At 69.9% G+C, this 21,002-nt stretch carries 19 protein-coding genes; 7 read left to right on the forward strand and 12 right to left on the reverse strand.

The genetic code is table 11. From position 1 onward, the window contains the following. Positions 1-63 precede the first annotated feature (63 nt). The 3 genes from ACWA15_RS14080 to ACWA15_RS14090 all read right to left on the reverse strand — a co-directional run bounded on the left by ACWA15_RS14080 (position 64) and on the right by ACWA15_RS14090 (position 2,362). Positions 64-1,581, reverse strand: coding sequence for a phosphohexomutase domain-containing protein (locus ACWA15_RS14080; protein WP_464059521.1), 1,518 nt, complete (start codon positions 1,579-1,581; stop codon positions 64-66). 19 nt (positions 1,582-1,600) lie between these two features. Continuing rightward, a complete protein-coding gene (locus tag ACWA15_RS14085; RefSeq protein WP_464055989.1) occupies positions 1,601-1,888 on the reverse strand; it encodes a hypothetical protein in 288 nt (95 codons plus the stop codon). A 117-nt stretch (positions 1,889-2,005) separates the two neighbouring features. Then, entirely contained in the window at positions 2,006-2,362 is a 357-nt protein-coding gene (locus tag ACWA15_RS14090; RefSeq protein ID WP_464055990.1) for a DUF3499 domain-containing protein, read from the reverse strand. A gap of 126 nt (positions 2,363-2,488) precedes the next feature. Here ACWA15_RS14090 and ACWA15_RS14095 point away from each other — a divergent pair, with 126 nt between their 5' ends. Further along, positions 2,489-2,926 (forward strand): metallopeptidase family protein, encoded by a 438-nt coding sequence (locus tag ACWA15_RS14095; protein WP_464055991.1) that lies wholly within the window; start codon positions 2,489-2,491, stop codon positions 2,924-2,926. Between the two features lie 147 nt (positions 2,927-3,073). Here ACWA15_RS14095 and ACWA15_RS14100 read toward each other — a convergent pair whose 3' ends face one another. The 3 genes from ACWA15_RS14100 to ACWA15_RS14110 form a co-directional block, all read right to left on the reverse strand. Next, positions 3,074-4,831: a DUF5719 family protein gene (locus ACWA15_RS14100; protein WP_464055992.1), complete on the reverse strand. Its 1,758-nt coding sequence runs from the start codon at positions 4,829-4,831 to the stop codon at positions 3,074-3,076. Next, a complete protein-coding gene (locus ACWA15_RS14105) occupies positions 4,828-8,166 on the reverse strand; it encodes a glycosyltransferase (protein WP_464055994.1) in 3,339 nt (1,112 codons plus the stop codon). Before ACWA15_RS14105 ends, ACWA15_RS14100 begins: the two co-directional genes overlap by 4 nt. Before the next feature lie 112 nt (positions 8,167-8,278). Then, complete coding sequence (locus tag ACWA15_RS14110) at positions 8,279-8,614, reverse strand: WhiB family transcriptional regulator (protein ID WP_464055995.1); 336 nt, start codon at positions 8,612-8,614, stop codon at positions 8,279-8,281. 235 nt (positions 8,615-8,849) lie between these two features. On the opposite strand from ACWA15_RS14110, the gene ACWA15_RS14115 reads away from it, so the two are divergent. From ACWA15_RS14115 to rfbA, 3 genes are all read left to right on the forward strand, one after another. Continuing rightward, positions 8,850-9,644, forward strand: coding sequence for a TIGR03089 family protein (locus ACWA15_RS14115; RefSeq protein ID WP_464055997.1), 795 nt, complete (start codon positions 8,850-8,852; stop codon positions 9,642-9,644). Positions 9,645-9,712: 68 nt separating this feature from the next. Continuing rightward, complete coding sequence (locus ACWA15_RS14120; protein WP_464055998.1) at positions 9,713-10,591, forward strand: glycosyltransferase; 879 nt, start codon at positions 9,713-9,715, stop codon at positions 10,589-10,591. Between the two features lie 70 nt (positions 10,592-10,661). After that, the gene (gene rfbA, locus ACWA15_RS14125; protein ID WP_464056000.1) at positions 10,662-11,528 is read left to right on the forward strand and encodes a glucose-1-phosphate thymidylyltransferase RfbA; all 867 of its coding nucleotides are present in this window, start codon (positions 10,662-10,664) and stop codon (positions 11,526-11,528) included. A 61-nt stretch (positions 11,529-11,589) separates the two neighbouring features. Here rfbA and rfbD read toward each other — a convergent pair whose 3' ends face one another. Further along, complete coding sequence (gene rfbD / locus ACWA15_RS14130) at positions 11,590-12,387, reverse strand: dTDP-4-dehydrorhamnose reductase (protein WP_464056001.1); 798 nt, start codon at positions 12,385-12,387, stop codon at positions 11,590-11,592. Positions 12,388-12,583: 196 nt separating this feature from the next. Between rfbD and ACWA15_RS14135 the strand changes: the two genes are divergently transcribed. After that, the gene (locus ACWA15_RS14135; protein WP_464056002.1) at positions 12,584-13,207 is read left to right on the forward strand and encodes a dTDP-4-dehydrorhamnose 3,5-epimerase family protein; all 624 of its coding nucleotides are present in this window, start codon (positions 12,584-12,586) and stop codon (positions 13,205-13,207) included. Positions 13,208-13,241: 34 nt separating this feature from the next. Here ACWA15_RS14135 and ACWA15_RS14140 read toward each other — a convergent pair whose 3' ends face one another. From ACWA15_RS14140 to ACWA15_RS14150, 3 genes are all read right to left on the reverse strand, one after another. Further along, positions 13,242-14,357, reverse strand: a complete 1,116-nt coding sequence (locus tag ACWA15_RS14140) for a glycosyltransferase family 4 protein (RefSeq protein WP_464056003.1) — start codon at positions 14,355-14,357, stop codon at positions 13,242-13,244. A gap of 116 nt (positions 14,358-14,473) precedes the next feature. Next, positions 14,474-16,489: a DUF7657 domain-containing protein gene (locus ACWA15_RS14145; RefSeq protein ID WP_464056004.1), complete on the reverse strand. Its 2,016-nt coding sequence runs from the start codon at positions 16,487-16,489 to the stop codon at positions 14,474-14,476. A gap of 88 nt (positions 16,490-16,577) precedes the next feature. Beyond that, entirely contained in the window at positions 16,578-17,702 is a 1,125-nt protein-coding gene (locus ACWA15_RS14150; RefSeq protein WP_464056005.1) for a hypothetical protein, read from the reverse strand. A gap of 389 nt (positions 17,703-18,091) precedes the next feature. Between ACWA15_RS14150 and ACWA15_RS14155 the strand changes: the two genes are divergently transcribed. After that, positions 18,092-18,832, forward strand: a complete 741-nt coding sequence (locus ACWA15_RS14155) for a glycosyltransferase family 2 protein (RefSeq protein WP_464056007.1) — start codon at positions 18,092-18,094, stop codon at positions 18,830-18,832. After that, positions 18,829-19,275: a DUF2304 domain-containing protein gene (locus ACWA15_RS14160; protein WP_464056008.1), complete on the forward strand. Its 447-nt coding sequence runs from the start codon at positions 18,829-18,831 to the stop codon at positions 19,273-19,275. Before ACWA15_RS14155 ends, ACWA15_RS14160 begins: the two co-directional genes overlap by 4 nt. A gap of 62 nt (positions 19,276-19,337) precedes the next feature. Here the strand turns inward: ACWA15_RS14160 and ACWA15_RS14165 are convergent, their stop codons facing one another. Together ACWA15_RS14165 and lhgO are read right to left on the reverse strand one after the other, a co-directional pair. Beyond that, on the reverse strand, positions 19,338-19,718 hold the full coding sequence (locus tag ACWA15_RS14165) for a GtrA family protein (RefSeq protein WP_464056009.1): 381 nt from the start codon (positions 19,716-19,718) through the stop codon (positions 19,338-19,340). Positions 19,719-19,799: 81 nt separating this feature from the next. Next, a complete protein-coding gene (gene lhgO, locus ACWA15_RS14170) occupies positions 19,800-20,996 on the reverse strand; it encodes an L-2-hydroxyglutarate oxidase (RefSeq protein WP_464056010.1) in 1,197 nt (398 codons plus the stop codon). Between the last annotated feature and the right edge of the window lie 6 nt (positions 20,997-21,002).

Raw genomic sequence — 21,002 nt, forward strand, 5'->3', positions numbered from 1 at the left:
GGCTCATGGGGGTCTCTCGCCTTCTGTGGTTCGGGTGGGTGGTGCAGAGGGGATGTGCGGGACCTACGGGGTCACCGGCCCGACGCCGCGGACCAGGGCGAGCACGTCGTCGCGCACCTTGATCATGATGTCTTCGTCGGCCGCCTCGACGTTGAGCCTGAGCACCGGCTCGGTGCTCGAGACCCGGAGGTTGAACCACCACCGCGGGTGCTCGTCCCAGTGGGAGACGGTGAGGCCGTCGAGCTCGTCGACGGTGACCCGGCCGGCTCCCTGACGGGTCACGTACGCGTCGACGACCCGGTCACGGGCTGCGGCGACGTCGGCGAGCGGGGAGCTGATCTCACCGCTCGCGGCGTACGGCTCGTACACCTCGGCGAGCACCGAGAGCGGGTGCGGCTGGCCTCCGAGGGTGGCCAGGACGTGCAGCGCGGCGAGCATGCCGGAGTCGACGAGGTAGAGGTCGCGGAAGTAGTAGTGGGCGCTGTGCTCACCACCGAACACCGCGTCGTGGGCGGCCATCTGCTCGGTCATGGAGGAGTGCCCCACCCGGGTGCGCACGACGTCGGCGTCGGCCGCGGTCATGAGGTCCGGGACCCCGGCGGAGGTGATGAGGTTGTGGACGATCGTGGGCCGGCGACCCGCGCCCTGCTCACGGACGACCTCCCGCAGCCCGACCAGCGCGGTGATCACCGACGGGCTGACCACGGTGCCCCGTTCGTCGACGACGATGCAGCGGTCGGCGTCGCCGTCGAAGGCCAGACCGATGTCCGCCCCGTGGGCGACGACCGCGGCCTGCAGGTCCACCAGGGTGGTCGCGTCGGCGGGGTTCGCATCGTGGTGGGGGAAGGAGCCGTCGAGCTCGAAGTACAGGGGGACGACGTCGAGGGGCAGCGGTGCCTGACCGGCAGCAGCAGCCAGCACCGCCGGTACGGTGAGCCCGGCCATGCCGTTCCCGGCGTCGACGACCACCGTGAGCGGGCGGATGCCCGACAGGTCGACCAGGGCGCGCACGTGCGCGGCGAAGTCGTCGAGAAGGTCGCGCCGGGTGACCTGGCCCAGCTGGGTGGCCGGTCCGGGCAGCCCGTGGGTGAGGTACTGCTCGGCGAGCACGCGCACCCGCGGAAGGCCCGTGTCCGCCCCGACCGGACGGGCTCCCGCGCGGTAGAGCTTGATGCCGTTGATCCCGGCGGGCGCGTGGCTCGCCGTGACCATGACGGCGGGCGCCTCGAGCGCTCCCGAGCCGTAGCCCAGCACGTCGGTCGAGCAGAGTCCGATGTCCACGACGTCGACGCCCGCCGCGGTGAGGCCACGGACGAAGGCCGCGAGAAGATCGGTCCCGGACTCGCGCATGTCCCGCCCGACGACGACGACGGGCCGGGTGAGCGTCCAGGTCACGGGTGCGTCGAGGGAGGCAGGGGGGGCGTCCTCGCCCGACTCCGGGATGACGACGACGGTCGCGAAAGCCGCGCCGACCGCCTCGGCGACCTCCGGGCTGAGCGGGTCGGGGACCGCGCCACGGACGTCGTTGCCCGCGAACAGCCCCGTCAGGTCTGCGGGGCTCTGGGCGCCCGCCGGTTCCATGGTCGACATGGGTGAAAGCCTACGTCTCTGGTGTGACAACCGGCTCAGTGATCGCCGCGGTGCCCGGCATGCTGTCCGGCACGGTGACGACCGCGTCCCGGGTCACCTCGTGGCCGCCGTCCACGGCGTACCAGCCGGACCGCTCGCAGTCGTGGCACGAGACGAACACGGCGGGTACCCCGGCCGGGTTCGCCAGCAGGAGCCGAGTCAGCGACGTCGAGGCGCAGTCTGTGCAGCGCACCGGGCCCGGGACGGTCCCTTGGGGCTGGCTCAACGAGCCCAGCGGGAGGTCGGGGACTACCGCCATGCGACGACGTCGGACCACCTTGATCGGTGGCACGGCAGACCGTACGGGCGCCGCCTGACCTGCGGTTGCGGACGGCTCATCAGGGCAGGGACGCGCGACGGGCTCGGCCATGTCGCGTCAGCCTTCTCCTCGGAGGACCCGCAGGTGACCGCGCCGCCCGACCTCGCCGGTCTGAACCGGCTCCGGGGCGGCCAGGTGCTTGGGGCGCCCGGCTTCCCGGACGGCGTCGGCCAGCGCGGAGATGTCGTCGGGGGTCGGGCCCAGGTCGACGTAGGCCGGTGCCAACCGGACGATCTCCCAGCCGCGGGGGGCCGTGGTGCGCTCGGCGTGCACGTCGCACAGGTCGTAGCTGTGGGGTTCGGCATTGACGGCCAGCGGACCGAGCACCGCGGTCGAGTCCGAGTACACATAGGTCAGGGTCGCCACGGCAGCACGCGCGCAGGCGGTTCGGGAGCAATGGCGAACGGGGATCACAGCAGACACGGTACTGCCCGGGCCGCCACCGGAGGCAATCCCACGCCGGACCGGTCCGATATCACCCGGTCCCGGCCACGCTCGAGAGAGGCCGAGGGGCCGGGCCGGGCGACTAGAGTGACGGGAATGAGCCAGTCTTCCCTCCCCGCACGGCGCAGCCGCCGCGACCGCCGTGGACGGGGCCTACGTGGCCCCGTCTTCCCCGACACGGTTCCGGCGCACCGCACCCGGGGCGAGAAGTTCGACGAGTGCGTGCTGGTCACCGTGCAGCGCCTGGAGGCGACGTGGGGGGCCGAACTCAACGGGACGGAGTTCGCGGTCGAGGACGTCCCGCCCTCCGACCCCGCGCCGTGGGAGAGCGGCGGCGTGCCGATGGGCCGCTACTTCCCCGCCGAGGCGGGGCAGCCGGGCCGGGTGCTCATCTACCGTCGCCCGGTCGAGAGCCGCGCGGTCGACCCCGGTGACCTCGTCGACCTCGTGCGCGACGTCGTCGTCGAGCAGGTGGCGCACCTCCTGGCGCGCTCACCGGAGGAGATCGACCCGCACTTCCGCGACCTGGACTGAGCCGACCGTCCCACCGCCGTCGCCGAGCTCGTGAACCAGTCGCCGAGCTCGTGAATCACGGGCCGACCTCCCGGAGAACCGGCCCTCGCTCACGAGTTGGGCGACGCGCTCACGAGTTGGGCGAGGGGAGGTCAGGGCGAAGGGAGGTCAGTCGGTGGGCAGGCCGACGGCCGCGGACCGGCGCACGGTCAGCGACCCGCTGGTCACCGTCGGTGACGTCGGCAGGACGACCGCGATCGAGCCGGGAACCTCGGGCGCGGACAGCAGCACCGACCAGTCCAGCGTGAGCGCGCCCGCCTCCCCCGTCGCCTCGCCCGTACCGTCGTCTGCTCCGGACCCGGTCACCACAGCGATCGAGCTGACCGCCGCTCCCCCGCTGAAGCTCGCCGGGTCGATCACGACCGTCTGCCCCAGCGCGAGGATGATCTCTTTCGTGCCCACGAGCGCGCCGTCGGTGCCATAGGCCCGCAGCTCACCGCGCGGCGCCGTCGTCCAGTCCGCGGCGCGGGGGTCGGTGCTGGCCTGGCCGTCCACCGCGGCGTAGACGATCGGCACGTCCGCGACGAGGTCGCCCACCGGGCCGCCATCCGCATCACCGGAGCTGTCACCGGCAGCGTCACCGGCCGACTCGTCGGCCACCAGATCGGTCGGCAGTGCCGTGAGCACCACGAGCGGCTGGGTCCCGGCCGGGACCGCGGCGACCCCGCCGCCGGAGCGGTCGTGCCGTGCGGCCACCCAGGCGCGGTCCTTGGGGGTTCCGGACGCGGTGTCACCCTCACCGGTCCGGGTCATCTGCGCGCCGGCCACGACGGCCGTGTCCGCCTGCACGAGGACGGTGTACGTCCCGGCGGGCAGCCCTGACAGGCTCACGTCGCTGACCGCGCCGGCCACCAGGTCGATCGTCTCGGCGCCGCGCAGCACCTGCTGACCGTCGGCGCCCAGCACCCGGATAGATGCGGTCCCGTCCGCCTCGGGGGCCAGCACGCGCAGGGTCGCGACGTCGGTGTCGGTCACCTCGGAGGCCTCCACGGTGACGCCGGTGAGCACCTGCGCGGTCGCCGGGGCGTCCCCGGCGACGACGTAGTCGACCCCGACCGGGGTCAGCCCGTCCAGCACCGTGTGCTGCAGGTATGCCGTCACGAGCGCGCCACTCGTGCTCACGCGCGCGACCAGCCGGTTCTGCTCGGCGGCGAGCCCGCCCAGGAGCGTGGTCACCTGCCCGCCCGGGGGCACCAGGTAGGTCGAGGGACCGGCGAGCACCAGCTCGCCGCCGGCGCCCCACAGGTCGACGGTCACCGTGGCCGGCGTCCGGCTCGGGTTCGACAGCACGAGCTCGGTGGTCGTGCCGAGCTCGGTCGCCCCGCCCACCAGCCACTGGGTGACGCCCGGGTCCTGGCAGGCGGCCGCGGCCAGGCCGCGCAGGTCGCCGGCGGAGGTCACCGAGGCCAGGCTCGCGTAGGCGTCGGCGTCGCGGGTGGCCGAGGCCAGGCTGCGCAGGATCATCGCGGACCCGACGCCGGTCACGGTCAGCTGGGCGCTCGGGTCACCACCCTGCACCGCGCTGATGCCCGACGCCGCGGAGGCGTCGACGGTGAAGGGTTCGAGCGTGCTCGAGGTGTCCGCGCCGAAGAGGGAGACCTGCAGACTGGTGCTCGGCGCCACCGGCGAGGAGCCGAACTCCGCGTCTCCGCCAGCCTCGGCGTCGTCCGCCGCCGAGGCGAGGATCTCCCCGGCGAGCGCCACCGGGGCGGGGCACACCAGGGTGGTTCCCTGCGAGGTGAGGGCGACGGCCTCGCCGGGGACCCCGGGGTGGGCGCCGACGCCGAAGAGGTCCGTCCCGTAGCCGACCAGCGCACCCATGACCGCGACGACGGTCACCGCGGAGAGCATCCGGCGCGCGTTCATCGCAGGCCTCGGCGGCGACGCACCGGCAGGGCGAGCAGGAAGAACACGACGACCACCACTCCTTGGAGGACGAGCCACGGGGTCCGGCTGGCACGTTCGTAGCTGACGGTCAGGTGACCGCCGTCGGACCCGAGGGAGAAGGTCTGGCGCGCATCGCCGGAGACGGCACGCAGCGGGGTGCCGTCGAGCTCGGCGCGCCACCCGGGTGCGGAGTTCTCCGCGAGGACCAGCACCCGGTCGAGCGCGCCGGGGGCGATGACGGTGTCGATGGAGAGGTGGCCGGCCTCGATCGAGGCCTCGACCTCCCGCGTGCCGGCGGCAGCACCGGGGGCGTAGATCCGCGCCCAGGCCGGCTGGTCGAGGGGCTCGAGGGAGTCGTCGGGGGTGACCCGCCAGATGGTCCCCGACTCGTTCTCGGTGATCCGCGCGACCCCGGGGATGGTGTCGATGCGGCTGACCAGCTGGGCGCGGGTGAGGTCGGGCGAGGGCGGCACGAGGACCGCACCGACGCCGAGCTCGGCCAGGGCCAGCGCCTGGCCGGAGTCCATGCCCGTCGAGACGCGGGAGACGAGCTCGGCGACGTCGTCGGACCGCCCGGACAGGCGGGCCACGTTGACGACGATCGAGGAGTCGGTGAGCTGGGGGCCGTCGTCGTGCAGGAGCTGGTAGGCGATCGAGCCGTCCGGGCCGGCTTCGAGGACCAGCACCCGGGCCTGGCGGCCCGAGGCCTGCATCTGCTGGCCGACCGCCGGCACGATCGCCCGGTCGAGGGCGCGCAGGGCGACCGGGGAGTCGTCGCCGGTGGCCTGCACGGACCAGGTGACCAGGCCGGTCAGCGGCACCGCGGTGACCAGGACGGCAGCCACGGCGATGACCACCTGGCGCCAGCCGAAGGTGTGCATGAGCGTCTTGGTCGCGAGGCCGTCCAGGCCCAGGACCGCGGAGGTCCCCAGGCCGAGGACGAGCAGCGAGAGGCCCGCGCCGGCCCACCCGGTGACGGGGGCGAGGGCTCCCGCGGCGACCACGGTGGACGCCGAGACCAGCGCGGTGGCCAGGCCGATCGCGGCGACCGCCCAGGCGACGCACGCGGCCCGGCCCCGGCCTCCGTCACGGACCAGCCCGACGAGCGCCGAGGCCACGAGGGTCACGCCGAAGAGGTAGGGACCGTACGTGCCCACGAGCCCCCAGGCGCCGTCGGCGGTGAACCAGGCGACCGGGTCGACGGGCATCGCGAGCAGCTGGCGCCAGGCCGGGGCACCGGTCGAGGCGAGCGGCAGGCCCGGGTCGCCGAGCAGGATCCGCCAGCCACCCGTGGACCAGGTCACGCCCGCGCGGAGCAGCAGCGGCCCGGCGATCGCGAGCGCGGGCAGCGGGATGAGGGTGAGGTAGCGGCGGTGGGCGGGGGCACCGATCGCCACCACGAGGAGGACGGCCATGCCCGGCAGCAGCAGCACCGGCGCACCGGCCACGACGACGGCGAAGGTGAGCGCCGCGGCACCGAGGGCCGCGATCGAGGGGGTGGTGGTGGGAGCGGGGGTGGCGGGTGAGGAGGAGATGGTGTCCCCGGCCGGGGTTGCCGCGAGCTTCGCGGCTTCCGGTGCGCGCGAGGTCGGTGCGGCGGCGTCGGCCCTCAGCGCGGTGCGCTCGCGCAGGCGCTGGTCGGCGCGCTCCGCGGAGCGCAGGCGCAGCCGCCCCCAGGTGTCCCCGCGCTGCACACCGAGCGTACGAGCCAGGGCGAGCGCGAGCCAGGGCAGCGCGGCGTGCGCGACGATCGCACCGAGGCGCCCCTGCCCGACGGCGAGCAGCAGCGGTGGCGCGGCGAACCACATGAGCGCCGCCCAGAACCGCAGGGTCACCGACCGGGTGGCCGCGCCGACCGCGAACCACGCACCGAGCGCGGAGAGCACCAGCGCGCCCACGACCACCGCGTTGACCGCGAGCTGGACGTCACCGCGGGCCAGGGCGGCGGCCGGCAGGAGAACGGTGAGGAGGGGATCGGCGGGGGCGGAGGCGCCGAGGCCGTCGCGGACCCAGCCTCCCGAGACCGCCTGCCACACGTCGGACCATCCGCCTCCCGTGGGCAGCATCGCGCCGCCGACGATCCGGGACCCGTCGGTCAACGTGGCCAGCAGCGGGCGCAGGGCGGTGATCGTGGCCGCCGCGGCCACGATCAGGACCCCCAGGGCGGTCAGCCGGCGCCGCTGCGCGGTGCTGCGGATCTCGGCGAGGTCCAGCTCGTGCGGGGCGTTGGCAGCCCTGCGCCGGGCTGCGTGGGCCAGGCGCCGGTCCTGGTGGGCGTCGACGACCTCACGGGTCGTGGCCATGAGGGGCAGGAGCAGGCCGCGCCCGGCCGCCGCGGTCTGCGCGGCGGCGCGGCGTGCGGCGAGCACCCGGGGCAGTCGGGCGATCAGCCAGAACGGCGCCCACAGCTCCGCGAGGGCGTGCCGCGGGGCCTTCATGGTGATGCGGTACAGCGCGCGCACGGGCGCGGCGAGCACGGTCGCCGCGAAGAAGAAGGGCAGCAGCCAGGCGTTCACCCCGGTCGCCAGGAAGTACAGCTGCGAGCGCAGCCGCGCGCCGAAGGTCTCGTCCCCCGCGCCGGCGCTGAGCGTCGCCTGGGCGTGGCGCACGACGGCGTCGGGGACGACGATCACGCGGTGGCCCGAGAGGCGGGCCCGCCGGCAGAGGTCGAGGCCGTCGCCGAACACCCCGTAGGTGGGGTCGGTGCCGCCCAGCTCGGTCCACACGTCCAGCCGCACGAGCGCCCCGGTCAGCCCGACGGCGAGGACGTCCTCGCGGGAGTCGTGCTGGCCCTGGTCGAGCTCACCCTGCTCGACGCCGGTCATCCGCCGGCCGCTCCGCGAGACGGTGAAGCCGACCTCGATGAGCTCGTCGGGGTTGTGCCAGCCGACCTGCTTGGCGCCGGCGATCGCGACGGAGGCGGTGTGCTCGAGCCCGCGGAGCAGGTGGCTCAGGGCGTCCGGGGCAGGGGCGCTGTCGTCGTGGAAGAGCCACAGCCACTCGGTGGCGACGGCCGGGGACACCACGGCCAGAGCGGTCGTGACCGCCGCACCGAAGGACCGGGCCCCCGGGGCGGGCACGAGGGTGACGAGGCCGGCGAGGTCGGGATCGGCGACGGTGATCTGTGCGGAGGAGTCCGCCGAGACGTCCACGACGACCACCCGAGACGGGCGCGGGGCGCTGGCCAGCACCGACGCCAGAGATTCGTCGAGATAGGGCGTTGCGCCGCGGGTGACAAGAACAGCGGTCACGGCACCCTCGAGGGTGCGGGCCGCGGCGGCGGGAGCCGTCTGAGTGGGAGCCGGAGAAGTCATACCGTCGTCCATAGTGCCCCACCGGCGAGGGAAAGCCGTGACTCTGCGGGGTGTGGCGGGCGTGGCGTGCGCGGGCGCCCGGGCGCAGGGCCTGGGCGCTGCGCCCTCGCGATCAGATCGCGCGGCGCTTGAGCTTGCGGCGCTCGCGCTCGGAGAGGCCGCCCCAGATGCCGAACCGCTCGTCGTTCTCGAGGGCGTAGTCGAGGCACTCGACCCGGACCTCGCAGCTCACGCACACCTTCTTGGCCTCGCGCGTGGAACCGCCCTTCTCAGGGAAGAACGCCTCGGGGTCCGTCTGGGCGCACAGCGCACGTTCCTGCCAGCCCATCACAGAGTCGTCGTCAGGCGTCCCGAAGAGCGGGAGGACCGGGGCGAGCAGCTCGATCGTCTCGGGGCCGCTCAGGGCATCCGTGGGGAATGCCCCGTCCCCATCCAGCAGGTTCCACATGCCGCGCCCCCTCAAAAACAGTCAACAGTCTCGAACGGTCCGACGAATCACCCGGCTCGCAAGCACACCGACGCAGCTCTGCGCGGGTCCGCCGCACGCTCGGTGCCAAACCGTTATGTGAAATTACACGCGTGTCATCTCCAGGAGTCAAGCCGAGTTGTGCTATTTGGCGACATCCGTCGGGTGAAATCTGCGACACGCCCGCGCGCCTGCGGCCGATGGCTACGATCTGGGTATGTCATCCACGATCCCCGCCCTGCTGTCCGCCCTCGCCCGCGACGGCGGACAACCACGTCTGACCTGGTACGGAGCCGACGGCGAGCGCATCGAGCTGTCCGGCGCGGTCCTGGCGAACTGGGTGAACAAGACGACGAACCTGCTCGTGGAGGAGTTCGACGCCGAGCCGGGCACCTCCGTGGCGATGGACCTGCCCCCGCACTGGCGCACGCTCGTGTGGGCGCTCGCCGTGTGGCGTGCGGGGGCGCAGCTGCGGCTGGTCGACGCCAGCGACTCCGCCGCGCCCACCCCGGCCGTCACCGGCGCACCCGACGTCGTCCTCACCGCCCGCCCGGACGTGTGGGCGCCGCCGGCGGGCGTACGGTCACGCACCGAGCTCGTCGCGGTGTCCCTGCCCGCCCTGGCGCGCCGCTTCGGCGGTGACCTGCCGAGCGGGGCCGTCGACGCGGCGTCGGCCGTGATGACGTACGGGGACCAGCTCGGGTACGTCCCGCCGGCTGACCCTGGGGCGACAGCGCTGTCCGGGGCCGGGGTCGCCCTCGAGGTGGACCATGCGGCGTTGCTCGGCTGGGCCGCGGAGCACGCGGGCACCGGGACCGGGACCGGCGAACGGGTGCTGGTGCGGACCTCGGACGCTGCGGGCGCAGTCGCCGGGCTGCTCGCCCGCGCGCTGAGCGTGTGGGCGTCCGGCGGGTCGGTCGTGGTGCTCGGGCCGGAGACGACCGCGGCGCTGGACGCCGACCCTGAGCGGCTCGCACGGCTGGTGGGGACGGAACGGGTGAGCGTGGGGTAGAGGCCGGTCCGTCAGGTCGTGACCACCCGGCGCTGCCCTGCCCCAGCGGTCGCTAACCTTGTCTCACCATGACTGCCCTCCCACACGACGCTCCGTCCGTCCCGCCCGTCCTCGTCGTCTGCGTGGTCTTCAACCCCGGCGACGAGCTCCGCGACTTCGGTCGATCGCTCGCCACCGCGTCGCTGCGACCCGTCGACCTGGTCTTCATCAACAACGGCGCCCCGTCCGCGGTGGCCGAGGAGGTGGCCGCGTCCCTCGGCGGCCGTGTGCTCGCGAGCGGCGGGAACCTCGGGTACGGCGGCGGCGCGAACCTCGGGCTCGCGACGAGCGCGTCCGAGTGGGCCGTCGTCGCGAACCCCGACCTCGTGTGGGAGCCCGGGTCGCTCGACGTCCTGCTCGCGGCCGGGGAGGCTGAGATCGGTGCCGGGTCGATCGGCCCGGCCCTGCTCAACACCGACGGCACCGTCTACCCCTCCGCCCGCGCGGTCCCCTCGCTGAGGCAAGGGATCGGTCACGCGCTGTTCGGGCGCATCTGGCCGGGCAACCCGTGGTCGCGGGACTACCGCCGCGAGCACGAGGCGGCCGGCGACCAGACACGCCCGGCCGGGTGGCTGTCCGGAGCGTGCCTCGTGCTGCGCCGCGCGGCGCTCGAGGAGATCGGCGGCTTCGACGAGTCGTACTTCATGTTCTTCGAGGACCTCGACCTGGGTGAGCGGCTGCGGGACGCGGGCTGGCTCAACCTCTACGTGCCCGCGGCCCGGGTCACGCACGTGCAAGGGGTGTCCTGGAAGTCCAAGCCCGAGCTGATGATCCGGGCCCACCACGCGAGCGCCAAGCAGTATCTCCATCGGCGATATGCGCGCTGGTACCAGGCGCCGCTGCGCGCGGCGATCAGCGTGGGGCTCTGGGCGCGCGAGACGCTCGAGGTGCGCGGGGCGCGGCACTAGCCCTTCCCGTGCGGCCACGCACCACCCCCACTTAGGTCCCGGTCCGGGGCATAGGGCACACTGTTGACCCATGCGCGGAATAATCCTGGCCGGCGGATCCGGCACACGACTCCACCCGATCACACTCGGCGTGAGCAAGCAGCTCGTCCCGGTCTACGACAAGCCGATGATCTACTACCCCTTGTCGACCCTCATCGCCGCAGGCATCCGTGAAGTCCTCATCATCACGACCCCGCACGACGCCGACCAGTTCCACCGCCTCCTCGGCGACGGCAGCCAGTTCGGCATCTCGATCCAGTACACCGTCCAGGCCGAGCCCAACGGGCTCGCGCAGGCGTTTGTGCTCGGCGCCGACTTCATCGGTGACGAGAAGGTCGCGCTCGTGCTGGGCGACAACATCTTCTACGGTCCCGGCCTCGGCTCACAGCTCTCCCGCTTCCACGACATCGAGGGCGGAGCCGTCTTCGCCTACCGCGTGGCGGACCCCACCTCCTACGGCGTCGTGGAGTTCGACGAGAACGGCATCGCGCTCTCCCTCGAGGAGAAGCCGGCCGTGCCCAAGAGCAACTACGCGGTTCCCGGCCTGTACTTCTACGACAACGACGTCGTCCAGATCGCCCGCGATCTGAAGCCCTCGGCGCGCGGGGAGTACGAGATCACCGACGTCAACCGGATCTACCTCGAGCAGGGACGCCTGCAGGTCGAGGTCCTCCCCCGCGGGACGGCCTGGCTCGACACAGGGACGTTCGACTCCCTCGTCGAGGCCTCCGACTACGTCAAGACGATCGAGCACCGCCAGGGGCTCAAGGTCGGCGCGCCTGAGGAGCTGGCGTGGCGCCAGGGATTCTTGAGCGACGACGAGCTGCGCGAGCGGGCAAGCAAGCTGCTTAAGTCTGGGTACGGGACGTACTTGCTCGGGCTGCTCGAGAACGGCTGACCACCTGACGGCCGAGGGGCTCCCATCCAGTGGATGGGAGCCCCTCGGCCGTCCACGGAACCTAGAGGGCCGCGAGGACGCTGGACGACGCCGTCACCCAACGCTCGTCCCAGTCGCCGATGGGAGCGACCCCGGCCGCCACGAGAGCGTCGTGCCCCAGGACGGAGTAGGCGGGCCGTGGGGCCGGCCTGACGAAGGCCGCGCTCGTCGTCGGCTGGATCGCCTCTGCGTCATGCCCAGCTGCCACCACTGCGGCGCGGGCGAACCCGTACCACGACGTCTGACCCGAGGACGTTCCGTGGTAGGTCCCCGATGGCGCCTTGGCCTCGACCAGGCGGACCACCAGGTCCGCCAGGTCGACCGTCCAGGTGGGCTGGCCGACCTGGTCGTCGACGACGGTGAGGGAGTCACGGTCGGCGAGGAGCTTGACCATCGTCTTCGGGAAGCAGTTGCCCTGAGCGCCGTACAGCCACGCGGTCCGGACGATGAGGTAGTCGTCGGTGGTGGCGCGCACCGCCCACTCACCGGCACCCTTGGTCCGGCCGTAGGCAGACTTCGGGTCGAGCGGGGCGTCCTCCGCGTAGGGCGACGACGCACTGCCGGCGAAGACGTAGTCCGTGGAGATCTGTACCAGGCGAGCGCCCACGGCACGGGCAGCAGCGGCGAGGTTCGCAGGCCCGACGGCGTTCACGGAGAAGGCGGCACCTTCCTGCGTCTCCGCCTCGTCGACCGCTGTCCACGCGGCGCAGTTCACCACGACGTCATATCCTGCAACACCGGCTGCGGCGCTCGCTGGATCCGTGATGTCCAACTCCTCGCGATCTGCCGCACCGACGTCGTGACCTCGCTCCTTGAGCATGGTCACAAGATCCTGACCGAGCATTCCGTTCGCACCAACGACCAACCAGCGCACGAGACTCCTTCTACCGAAACCTATCGACCGGGAGCGCGGGTGTTCGCCCGCGCCACGGTAGATCGTAGTGGACGCCACTAGACTCGGTCCTTGGTCACGGCGGACGTCGGTTCGTCACCTGTCCCATCGAAGGAGACATCCTGTGGAGTATCGCGAACTATCTGTGCCCGGAGCCTGGGAGATCACACCGAAGCAGTTCGGGGACCCCCGCGGCGTGTTCCTCGAGTGGTTCAAGGCGGGAGAGTTCGAGGAGTCGCTCGGGCACCCGCTCGACCTCCAGCAGGCGAACATGTCCGTGTCGGCAGCCGGGGTCCTGCGTGGAATCCACTTCGCTGACACGCCTCCTGGCCAGGCCAAGTACGTCACCTGCCCCAAGGGCGCCGTGCTCGACGTCGTCGTCGACATCCGGGTCGGCTCACCGACCTTCGGCCAGTGGGACTCCGTCCTCCTCGACGACACCGACCGCCGGGCGATCTACCTCGGCGAAGGACTCGGTCACGCGTTCATGGCGCTCGAAGACGACTCGACAGTGATGTACCTGTGCTCGACGGGCTACTCCCCCGGGCGCGAGCACGGCATCCACCCGCTCGACCCTGAGGTCGGCATCGAGTGGCCGACGACGGCCCGCGACGGCTCCCCGCTCACCCCGCTGCTCTCCGAGAAGGACCTCGTGGCGCCCAGCCTGAGCGAGGCGGTCGCCACGGGTCTGCTCCCCACGGCCGACCAGGTCACCGCGCACCTCGACGCGCTGCGGGCAGGTCGCTGATCACCCTGTGAGCGCTGCACCTGCGGGCAGGCGGTCAGCCCGCCCGCAGGGCGGCCTCATAGGCCGCGACGTGGTCGCGGGCAGCCTGTCCCCAGGTGAACGTAGCGGCGCGTTCGACGGCCGCGTCTGCCAGACGCCTGCGGCGGTCCGGATCATCGAGCAACGCCGCCAGCTCAGAGGCGATCGACAGCTCGTCCGTCCCGCAGTAGGCGACGGCGTAGCCTCCCACTTCGGGCAGCGAGAGCTCCCGGGTGGTCAGCACCGCCGTGCGACAGGCCATGGCTTCCAGCACCGGCAGACCGAATCCCTCGCCCAGGCTCGGGTAGGCCAGGACGACAGATCCGCCGAGGAAGGCGGGGAGATCCTCCAGCAGCAGGTAGCCGGCGCGCCGGACGGTGAGGCCGGGTGCGACCTCCGCGACGGCGTCATCGATCGCCGTATCCCACCCTTTCCCGCCGGCCAGCACGAGGGCCGGCGGTTCGCTGCGTCCGGCGCACGTACGCGCCCAGGCACGGATGAGAGCCGGGACGTTCTTGCGAGGCTCGAGGGTGCCGAGGAACCCGACGTAGGTCTGCTCGGTGATGTCGAGCGTGGCCCGGACCCTGTCCTGCTCTGCCTGGGTCGTCGGGTGGAACATCGTGTGGTCGACGCCGTGATATGCCACGGCGAACTTCTCCGGCTTGGCGCCGACCAGCCGGATGACCTCATCACGCGTCGCCTTGGACGGGGTCACCAGACCAGCTGCGCGGCGGCTGGCCACCCGGATCGCGGTGCGGAAGTACACGGCCTTGGAGCGCAGGTGCAGCTCGGGGGTCGTGAAGAACGTGGCGTCGTGCAGAGTGACGACGACGGGGACTCCAGCGAACAGCGGGAGCGTGTAGTGCGGGCTGTGGAGCACGTCCGGCTTGAACCGGCGGATCAGGGCGGGGAGCCCGACCTGCTCCCAGAGCATGCGGACGAGTCGACGCGCGATGCGCGGAGGTGCACCCACAACCTCCGCACCCGGGAGCAGACGTGCGTAGTGATCGACGTCGCGGGCCTGGACGACAATGATGAGCTGAATCCCGCAGGCGAGGAGTTCAGGAGCCAGCTCGTCCACGTAGCGACCCACCCCGCCGCGATCCTGCGGCACTGCAGTCGCATCCAGCATCACACGCATCTCGTGCCTTCCGTTCGACGACATTGGTCACTCACCAGTTCGCCGCCAAGGTTACGCGCTTGCCCTCGTGCTGCAGTCATGCGCTGTCCACCGCATCGATCGGGCCGTTACCGGGAAACGACGTCGTAGATCCAGAACCCGTCGCCGTCGTCGTCCAGCACCCGGTCCGTCTCCATCAAGCAGGCTTGGCTGATCGGCGTATCGCTGACGACGTGGTCGACGTTATGCTGCGCGAAGTCGTTGCAGGAGTCCAAACGGAGGATGATGCTGTCTGCCGCCACCAGGGCGAAGTCCGCCGCGGCAGGATCCGGGGTCCAGTTGACGTGGGCATAGCGGTTCCACGCATCCGTGTTGGCACCGGTCGGGTCGATCTGCTCCCACATCTCCAGCGACGGCCATGCCTGGACCCCGCTGTAGCTGACGACGCCGGTGGACCTCAGCGTGCTGGTGACCGGCGCTTCGCCGACCCCGATCCAGTTGCCGCGGTCGGCCTCGTCGATGCGAAGGATCTCCTGTGCGAGGGGAGAGCCGCTCAGGTCGAGGACCCCGTGGTAGAGCGGGTTCACGCGGCCTGCGACGACCAGGGACAGGGCCAGCAGCCCGATCCCGGCGACTACGACGTTGCCCCGTGAGTAGAGCGCGATGCACCCGGCGAGCAGCACGCTGAGCAGCAGCCACCTCGGGGTGGCCGTGATGATCTGCGGGGCGACCACCCTGAGTTCTCTGAACACGGCGCCCTGCGTCAGAGCGTACGACGCGACGCTCAGCACCGTGATCCACCACGGCGGGCGCAGGTTGAGCGCGATCACCCGGTGCGCCACAGCGATCACCAGCATGAGGGAGAGCAGGCCGAGGCCGATGACGATCCTGGACTCCGTCGAACGGTCCAGGAGGAGAAGGTGCGAGAGCCAGTTCCACCCCGGGATGTAGACGTGGGCGAGGAACAGCCCGACGCAGAGCAGCAGTGCGATCAGCAGCGAGTCGTTGTACCCGCGCCGGCGGCGGTGCGCCCAGATCATCCAGAGGGTCGCCGGGATGAGGAAGAGCCCGACGAGCAGGAAGCTGGAGCCTTCGCTGGGGTTGGGCGCGAAGCCGGCGATCTCGGTGCGCTCGAGAGACGTCTGGAACACACCGGAGAAGACCCATTGCAGCCCGAAGTTCGCTGATTCGCCGGTGTTCCACAGACGTTCGCCGGGATAGGCAGTCCCCAGGACCGCACGGACGACGTCGATCCGCGTGAACAGGAAGACTGCGGTGAGCAGACCCCCGACGAGCGCACCAGCGACGATCGGCAGCAGCTCCTTGAGCCTGTCCGCCCGGTTCTTGCCGTGGCCGTTCCAGATCAGCCAGCCCACAGCGAAAGCAACCCCGGCATAGCCGCACGGAATCAGGAAGGCTGGGTACAGAGTTGCCGCGGCGACCGCCGTCGTATAGGCGATGAGAGCGGCAACGGTCCACGTGTGCCGCCGGGCCGTCGCCTTGGTTGCCAGGACTGTCAGCGCAGCGAGTGCGGTGCCGAACGTCAGCGACCAGATCGTCGTCGACTGGAACCACCACTGGATGAACGGAGAGAAACAGAATCCTGCCGCAAGCACGAGGGACGCGCCCGGTCGTCGCCAGAGGCTCACGGCCAACGTGTACACGCTCATGCTGAGGGTGATGAGAGGAAGCCACCACTTGAAGGCGAAGGCGTTGTCGAGAGGCAGTGCGAAGAAGCCCCACATGTGCGGTCTGATCAGCGTCGACCACTCGCGATAAGGGGCGTCCCACACGACCGAGACGTCCATCCCACCCGGGAATGCGTCGTTGATCGCGGGCAGGTTCTGCTGAACCTGCGACAAGATCAACGGTGTCGCGACGTACCACTCGTCCGAACGGATAGGTTGCGGATTTCCTGCGATCAGGTCGGCGTCGGCCCCGGCGAAGAGTGGCGCATGCACGAGAGTGATCGACGTGCCCGTCACCGCCGTGGCGACGAGGAAGGCGAAGACTGCGAGGTGAGCGACAGCTCCTGCCAGCAGGAGCGTCTTGAGCGAACGACCGGTGATGAACTGTACGTAGGCGTGGCGCAGACCAGTTAGGGCGTCGAGCAGTCTGTTTGGCGCACGGCGGATTGCGTCCACAGTTGTCCTCCGTTTGGGGTTCTCTTGACGATGACCCGGGCGGGCACGGCACCTCAAGGTCTCGTCCGTGCCGCTCGGCTGAGAACCGCTAGGCCCTTTCAAATGCTCGGATCATGTACGTAAGCGAAGCTTCTATCTCGAGGCGACCGGCTGATTGCGCAGCGTCACGGTTCTCAACTGCGAACGACAAGTCGCTCGCATTCTTAAGCTCCACCGCCCGGAGCGCTTCCAGATCCAGGGGACCGCGAAAAGTGACCGCATGGTCCAGGGTCCCCGCGATATCAAGACTGGTCATTGTGCGAAGACACTTTTCGCAGCGCGAGCAGTTGATCTCAGAGTTTGTCATCCAGCATACCCGTAGATGCTCGAGGGCAATAGTGTCCCGAGAAACAGTCTCGATCTTCCTGAATCGCGTCGCATCGGCACCATCGTGGGTCAACTCCTGGCGGTCACCGCTCCAGAGCCGGTCGGTCAATGCATGAGAACCCCATGGATAAAGGTCGCGATACGTGTGCGAAGCTGGGACGAGCACTGTGCCGTATGTGCCCGAGGCGAGTGCTGATAAGGATGCCAACGCGGCACCGTGGGTTTGCGATCCCCACTCACCATATCGGTCCAGCATGGTCCTGACATCGCTGTCGAACTCATGAAGAATCACCCCCTTCTCCCGCGCCACCGACGCGAGGAGCTCGTGGATACGCGCAACCACACCTGGAGTGTCGTGGACGAGGTCGTGCACGTACAAGAGGCCACTGACGTCTTCGTGCTGGCTGAGCGTGAAGAACGAATCTACGCCGCCGGTGAAGAACTGCGCCACGGCTGGCCTGCGCCGCTTGTGTCCCCGCCGTCGCGGCGCGGTGACCTGAATGACCTTCAGATCATGAAACCAGGTGCTGAAGATCCTCTGAAGAGTGTCGACGCCCCGGAGCATAGAATCCGAGACCGGGCTGTCCAACACGAGTGGCTGGCCGGTGCGCATCGCGGGAAACAGCGCCAACGGAAGCCATACATCGCCCAGGTGCGTCGGCGACGGGAGTCGGCTCCGGGAGTGAATGGACAACTGAGACGCCTCTCCCCCGACCGTGACTGTAGCCCGTGCGGTGAATCCATCGAACGTGCAGTTGCTGACTCGTACTACTCCCATGGCGACCATGGTATCGCTCAGGGCTACAAGAGAGGACTCCTTAACCATCTCGTCGGTGTCGATAGGCACGGCAGTCAACATCGAGATGCGCTTGGTGCCGGGTTGTGTCGTCGGCATGGCTGCCTCGCCCCACCCGCCGAACCCATCGCGGAAGTGGTTAGTTCGCCTCGCGGCTTGAAGGTTGACCGGACACATGTAGCGACTGGTTGGTGATTCAGGTCACTTCTCGCCAACGAAGGCTGGGCGTCAAGACCGCGCGGCCAGGTGGACTTCGATCACCCACTGCCAGAGTCCATGTCGGCGTTGTTGCCAATGGTCTAGTCAGTTGGATCGTCACGCAGCTGATCAGGGAGGGCGGCCTGCAACCCTGCCAGCCCGTGCTACACCCATAAGCCGAGATCACGTGCAGCAGACCCCAACGCTGCAGACCCAGTGCGGGGCCAGGCTAGGCTTGCCCGGTGACCAGTGAACGCGGCTCAAAGCTGCTCATCGTCCTCCCTGCCTGGAACGAAGAGGAAGCACTGCCTGGCGTTCTCGACGAGCTCCACACCGCCCTCCCGCACGCGGACTTCCTCGTGGTGAACGACGGTTCGACGGACCGGACGTCTGAAGTGGCTCGCCGTGGTCGGACGATGGTCCTGGACCTTCCGCTCAACCTCGGGGTCGGTGGAGCGATGCGGGCCGGCTACAAGTTCGCCGTCCGCAAGGGCTATGACGTCGTCGTCCAGGTGGACGGCGACGGACAGCACGACCCCGCCGATGTCATGCGCGTCGTTGGTGCCCTCACCTCGCAGGAAGCTGACGTCGTCATCGGTGCCCGGTTCGCCGAACGTGGCACCTATGAAGCCCGCGGGCCGCGTCGCTGGGCCATGAGACTGCTCTCGTTGGCGCTGTCCAGGGTCGCCCGCACCCGGTTGACCGACACCACGTCAGGGTTCAAGGCATCGAACAGAACTGCGATCGCGCTCTTCGCGGTCGACTACCCGGCCGAATACCTGGGCGACACGATCGAGTCGCTCGTCATTGCATCGAGGGCGGGATTGACGATCCGCCAGATCGGCGTGGAGATGCGACCGCGCGCGGGCGGCACCCCCTCACACAACCCCGCCAAAGCTGCCCTCTTTCTCGGGCGCGCCGTCCTGGCGCTGGTGATCGCCCTCTCACGGCCCACCCGACAGCCAACTGGAGACGAGTCATGAGCGGTTACTACTTCGCCCTCGCGAGCTGCGTGGCCCTGGTGATCTTCCTCGCCGCACTCTTGCGCAAGCGGCGCCTCAGAGAGAAGTACGCCACCATCTGGATCGTCGTAGCGCTCGGCGTCTGCATACTCGGGGCGTTCCCGCACTTCATCGAGTCCGTCACCGACCTGGTCGGAGTGGAGACCCCCAGCAACCTCATCTTCGCCCTGGCTCTCATGGTCCTCCTGGGAGTCTGCGTCCAGCTGAGCGTGGAGCTCACCGAACTCGAGGAGGAGACCCGCACCCTCGCGGAAGAACTTGCGCTCCTCCGGTTCGATCTCGATCTCCTCCAGTCGGCGACCACCGTGTCACTCACGCCGCCCACCGACGAGCTCACCCTCGACGGGTGCGCCAACAAGCAGGCCCCGGACCAACCGGACGGGCACCAGACGCCCCAGACCTGATTCGCTGAGAGCCCCGTGGGGTTCACGCCCGTCCGCTCTCCCCTGCCTCACCACAGAGCATCTCAGGAGGTCCGGGGAGCCTCAGATGCGCTTCGCACGAAGACCCAGTATCGATAGGCGAAATAGTTCCACACCGTCTGCGCCGCGGTGACGAAGATCTTGCCGAGGACGAATCCCCATCCGAGACTGTGGAAGAGCGAGACGACGACGATATTGATGATGGAGTTCGCTGCGAGAAGCACTCCGTAGCGCCAGAGACTCCTGCCCGTGGCCCCCGACCCCCCGAAGGCGAATCTTCTCTGCAGCGTGAAGTTGAAGAGCACACTTCCCCAGAAGCCGATCCCTGTGGAGATGCCGAGCGGAACCCCAAGACCTCGATAGAAGAGTGTGAGAATCCCGAGGTCCAGCAGCAGCGAGAGAACGCCGACGATGAGATAGCGCACGGAGGAGTGCGCAAAGGCTGTCCGAGCGACAGAGGCGATCGACGGTGGAGACAGAACGCTTCCTCTCATCTCACATACTCGTCAGCGCGTCAGCGCCGTCAGCGCGTCAACTCTAGCAACGATGTGCTTGGCGATCTCGATCGAGCAGGTCGCCGCGGGAGACGGCGCGTTGAGGACATGGACCTGGCGCGGAGCCTCCTGGATCAGGAAGTCGTCCACCATGGACCCGTCACGCTTGAGCGCCTGCGCACGAACGCCCGAGTCGACCGGCACGAGGTCCTCGGGGCGGATGCCCGGGACGAGCTCGGACAGGCTTTTTGCGAAGACGGCTCGGGACGCAGACCGCACGCCTTCCTTGACGCCGGGCACCATGTTCTTGACCGCGAGACGCCACAGGCCTGGCCACGCCAGCGACTCAGCGAGCTCGGAGACGTTGATGTCGCGCCACCGGTATCCCTCCCGGGCGAGCGCGAAGACAGCGTTGGGTCCGGCATGGACCCCTCCCTTGATCATCTTCGTCAAGTGCACTCCCAGGAACGGGAACCTCGGGTCCGGTACGGGGTAGACGAGTCCGTTGACAAGGTACTCCCGATCGTCCGCGAGCTCGAAGTACTCCCCACGGAACGGCACGATCCTCGCCTCAGGCACCAACCCCGACGCCTTGGCGACGTGGTCGCTGTAGAGCCCGGCGCACGTGACGAGAGCGTCCGCCGCGATCTCCTCGCCCGAGGTCTGGACGACGACACCGGATCCCGTTGTCGTGGCTGACACGAACGCGGTGTTGAAGCGGATCTCGCCGCCGGCGTCCTCGATTCGGCGCTTCATCGCCGCGCAGATTCCCGGATAGTCGATGATTCCGGTGGTTTCCACCCGCATCGCCTTGGTGGCACGCACATACGGCTCGTACTCGCGCGCCTCTGCGCCAGAGACGACCCGCGACGGCACGCCGTTCGCGTTGGCTCGGTCCACCAGCTTCTGGAGCTGTGACTCCTGAGAGGACTGCGTCGCCACGACCAGCTTGCCGGTGTTGCGATATTCAACCCCGTTCTCTTCTGCAAACTCACGGATCGAACGCACACCCGCCGCGCACATCAGGGCTTTCTGGCTGCCGGGAGCATAGTAGAGCCCGGAGTGAACCACACCAGAATTGCGTCCGGTCTGGTGTTGGGCGATCGTGGAGTCCTTCTCCAGGACGATGACCTCGTCACCGCGGCGCGCCAGGTTGTCGGCCACCGCCAGCCCGACAATTCCGGACCCCACCACTACTACCTTCGCCATGTCCTT

It is taken from the genome of Sanguibacter sp. TS_SC_8, from assembly GCF_055361235.1.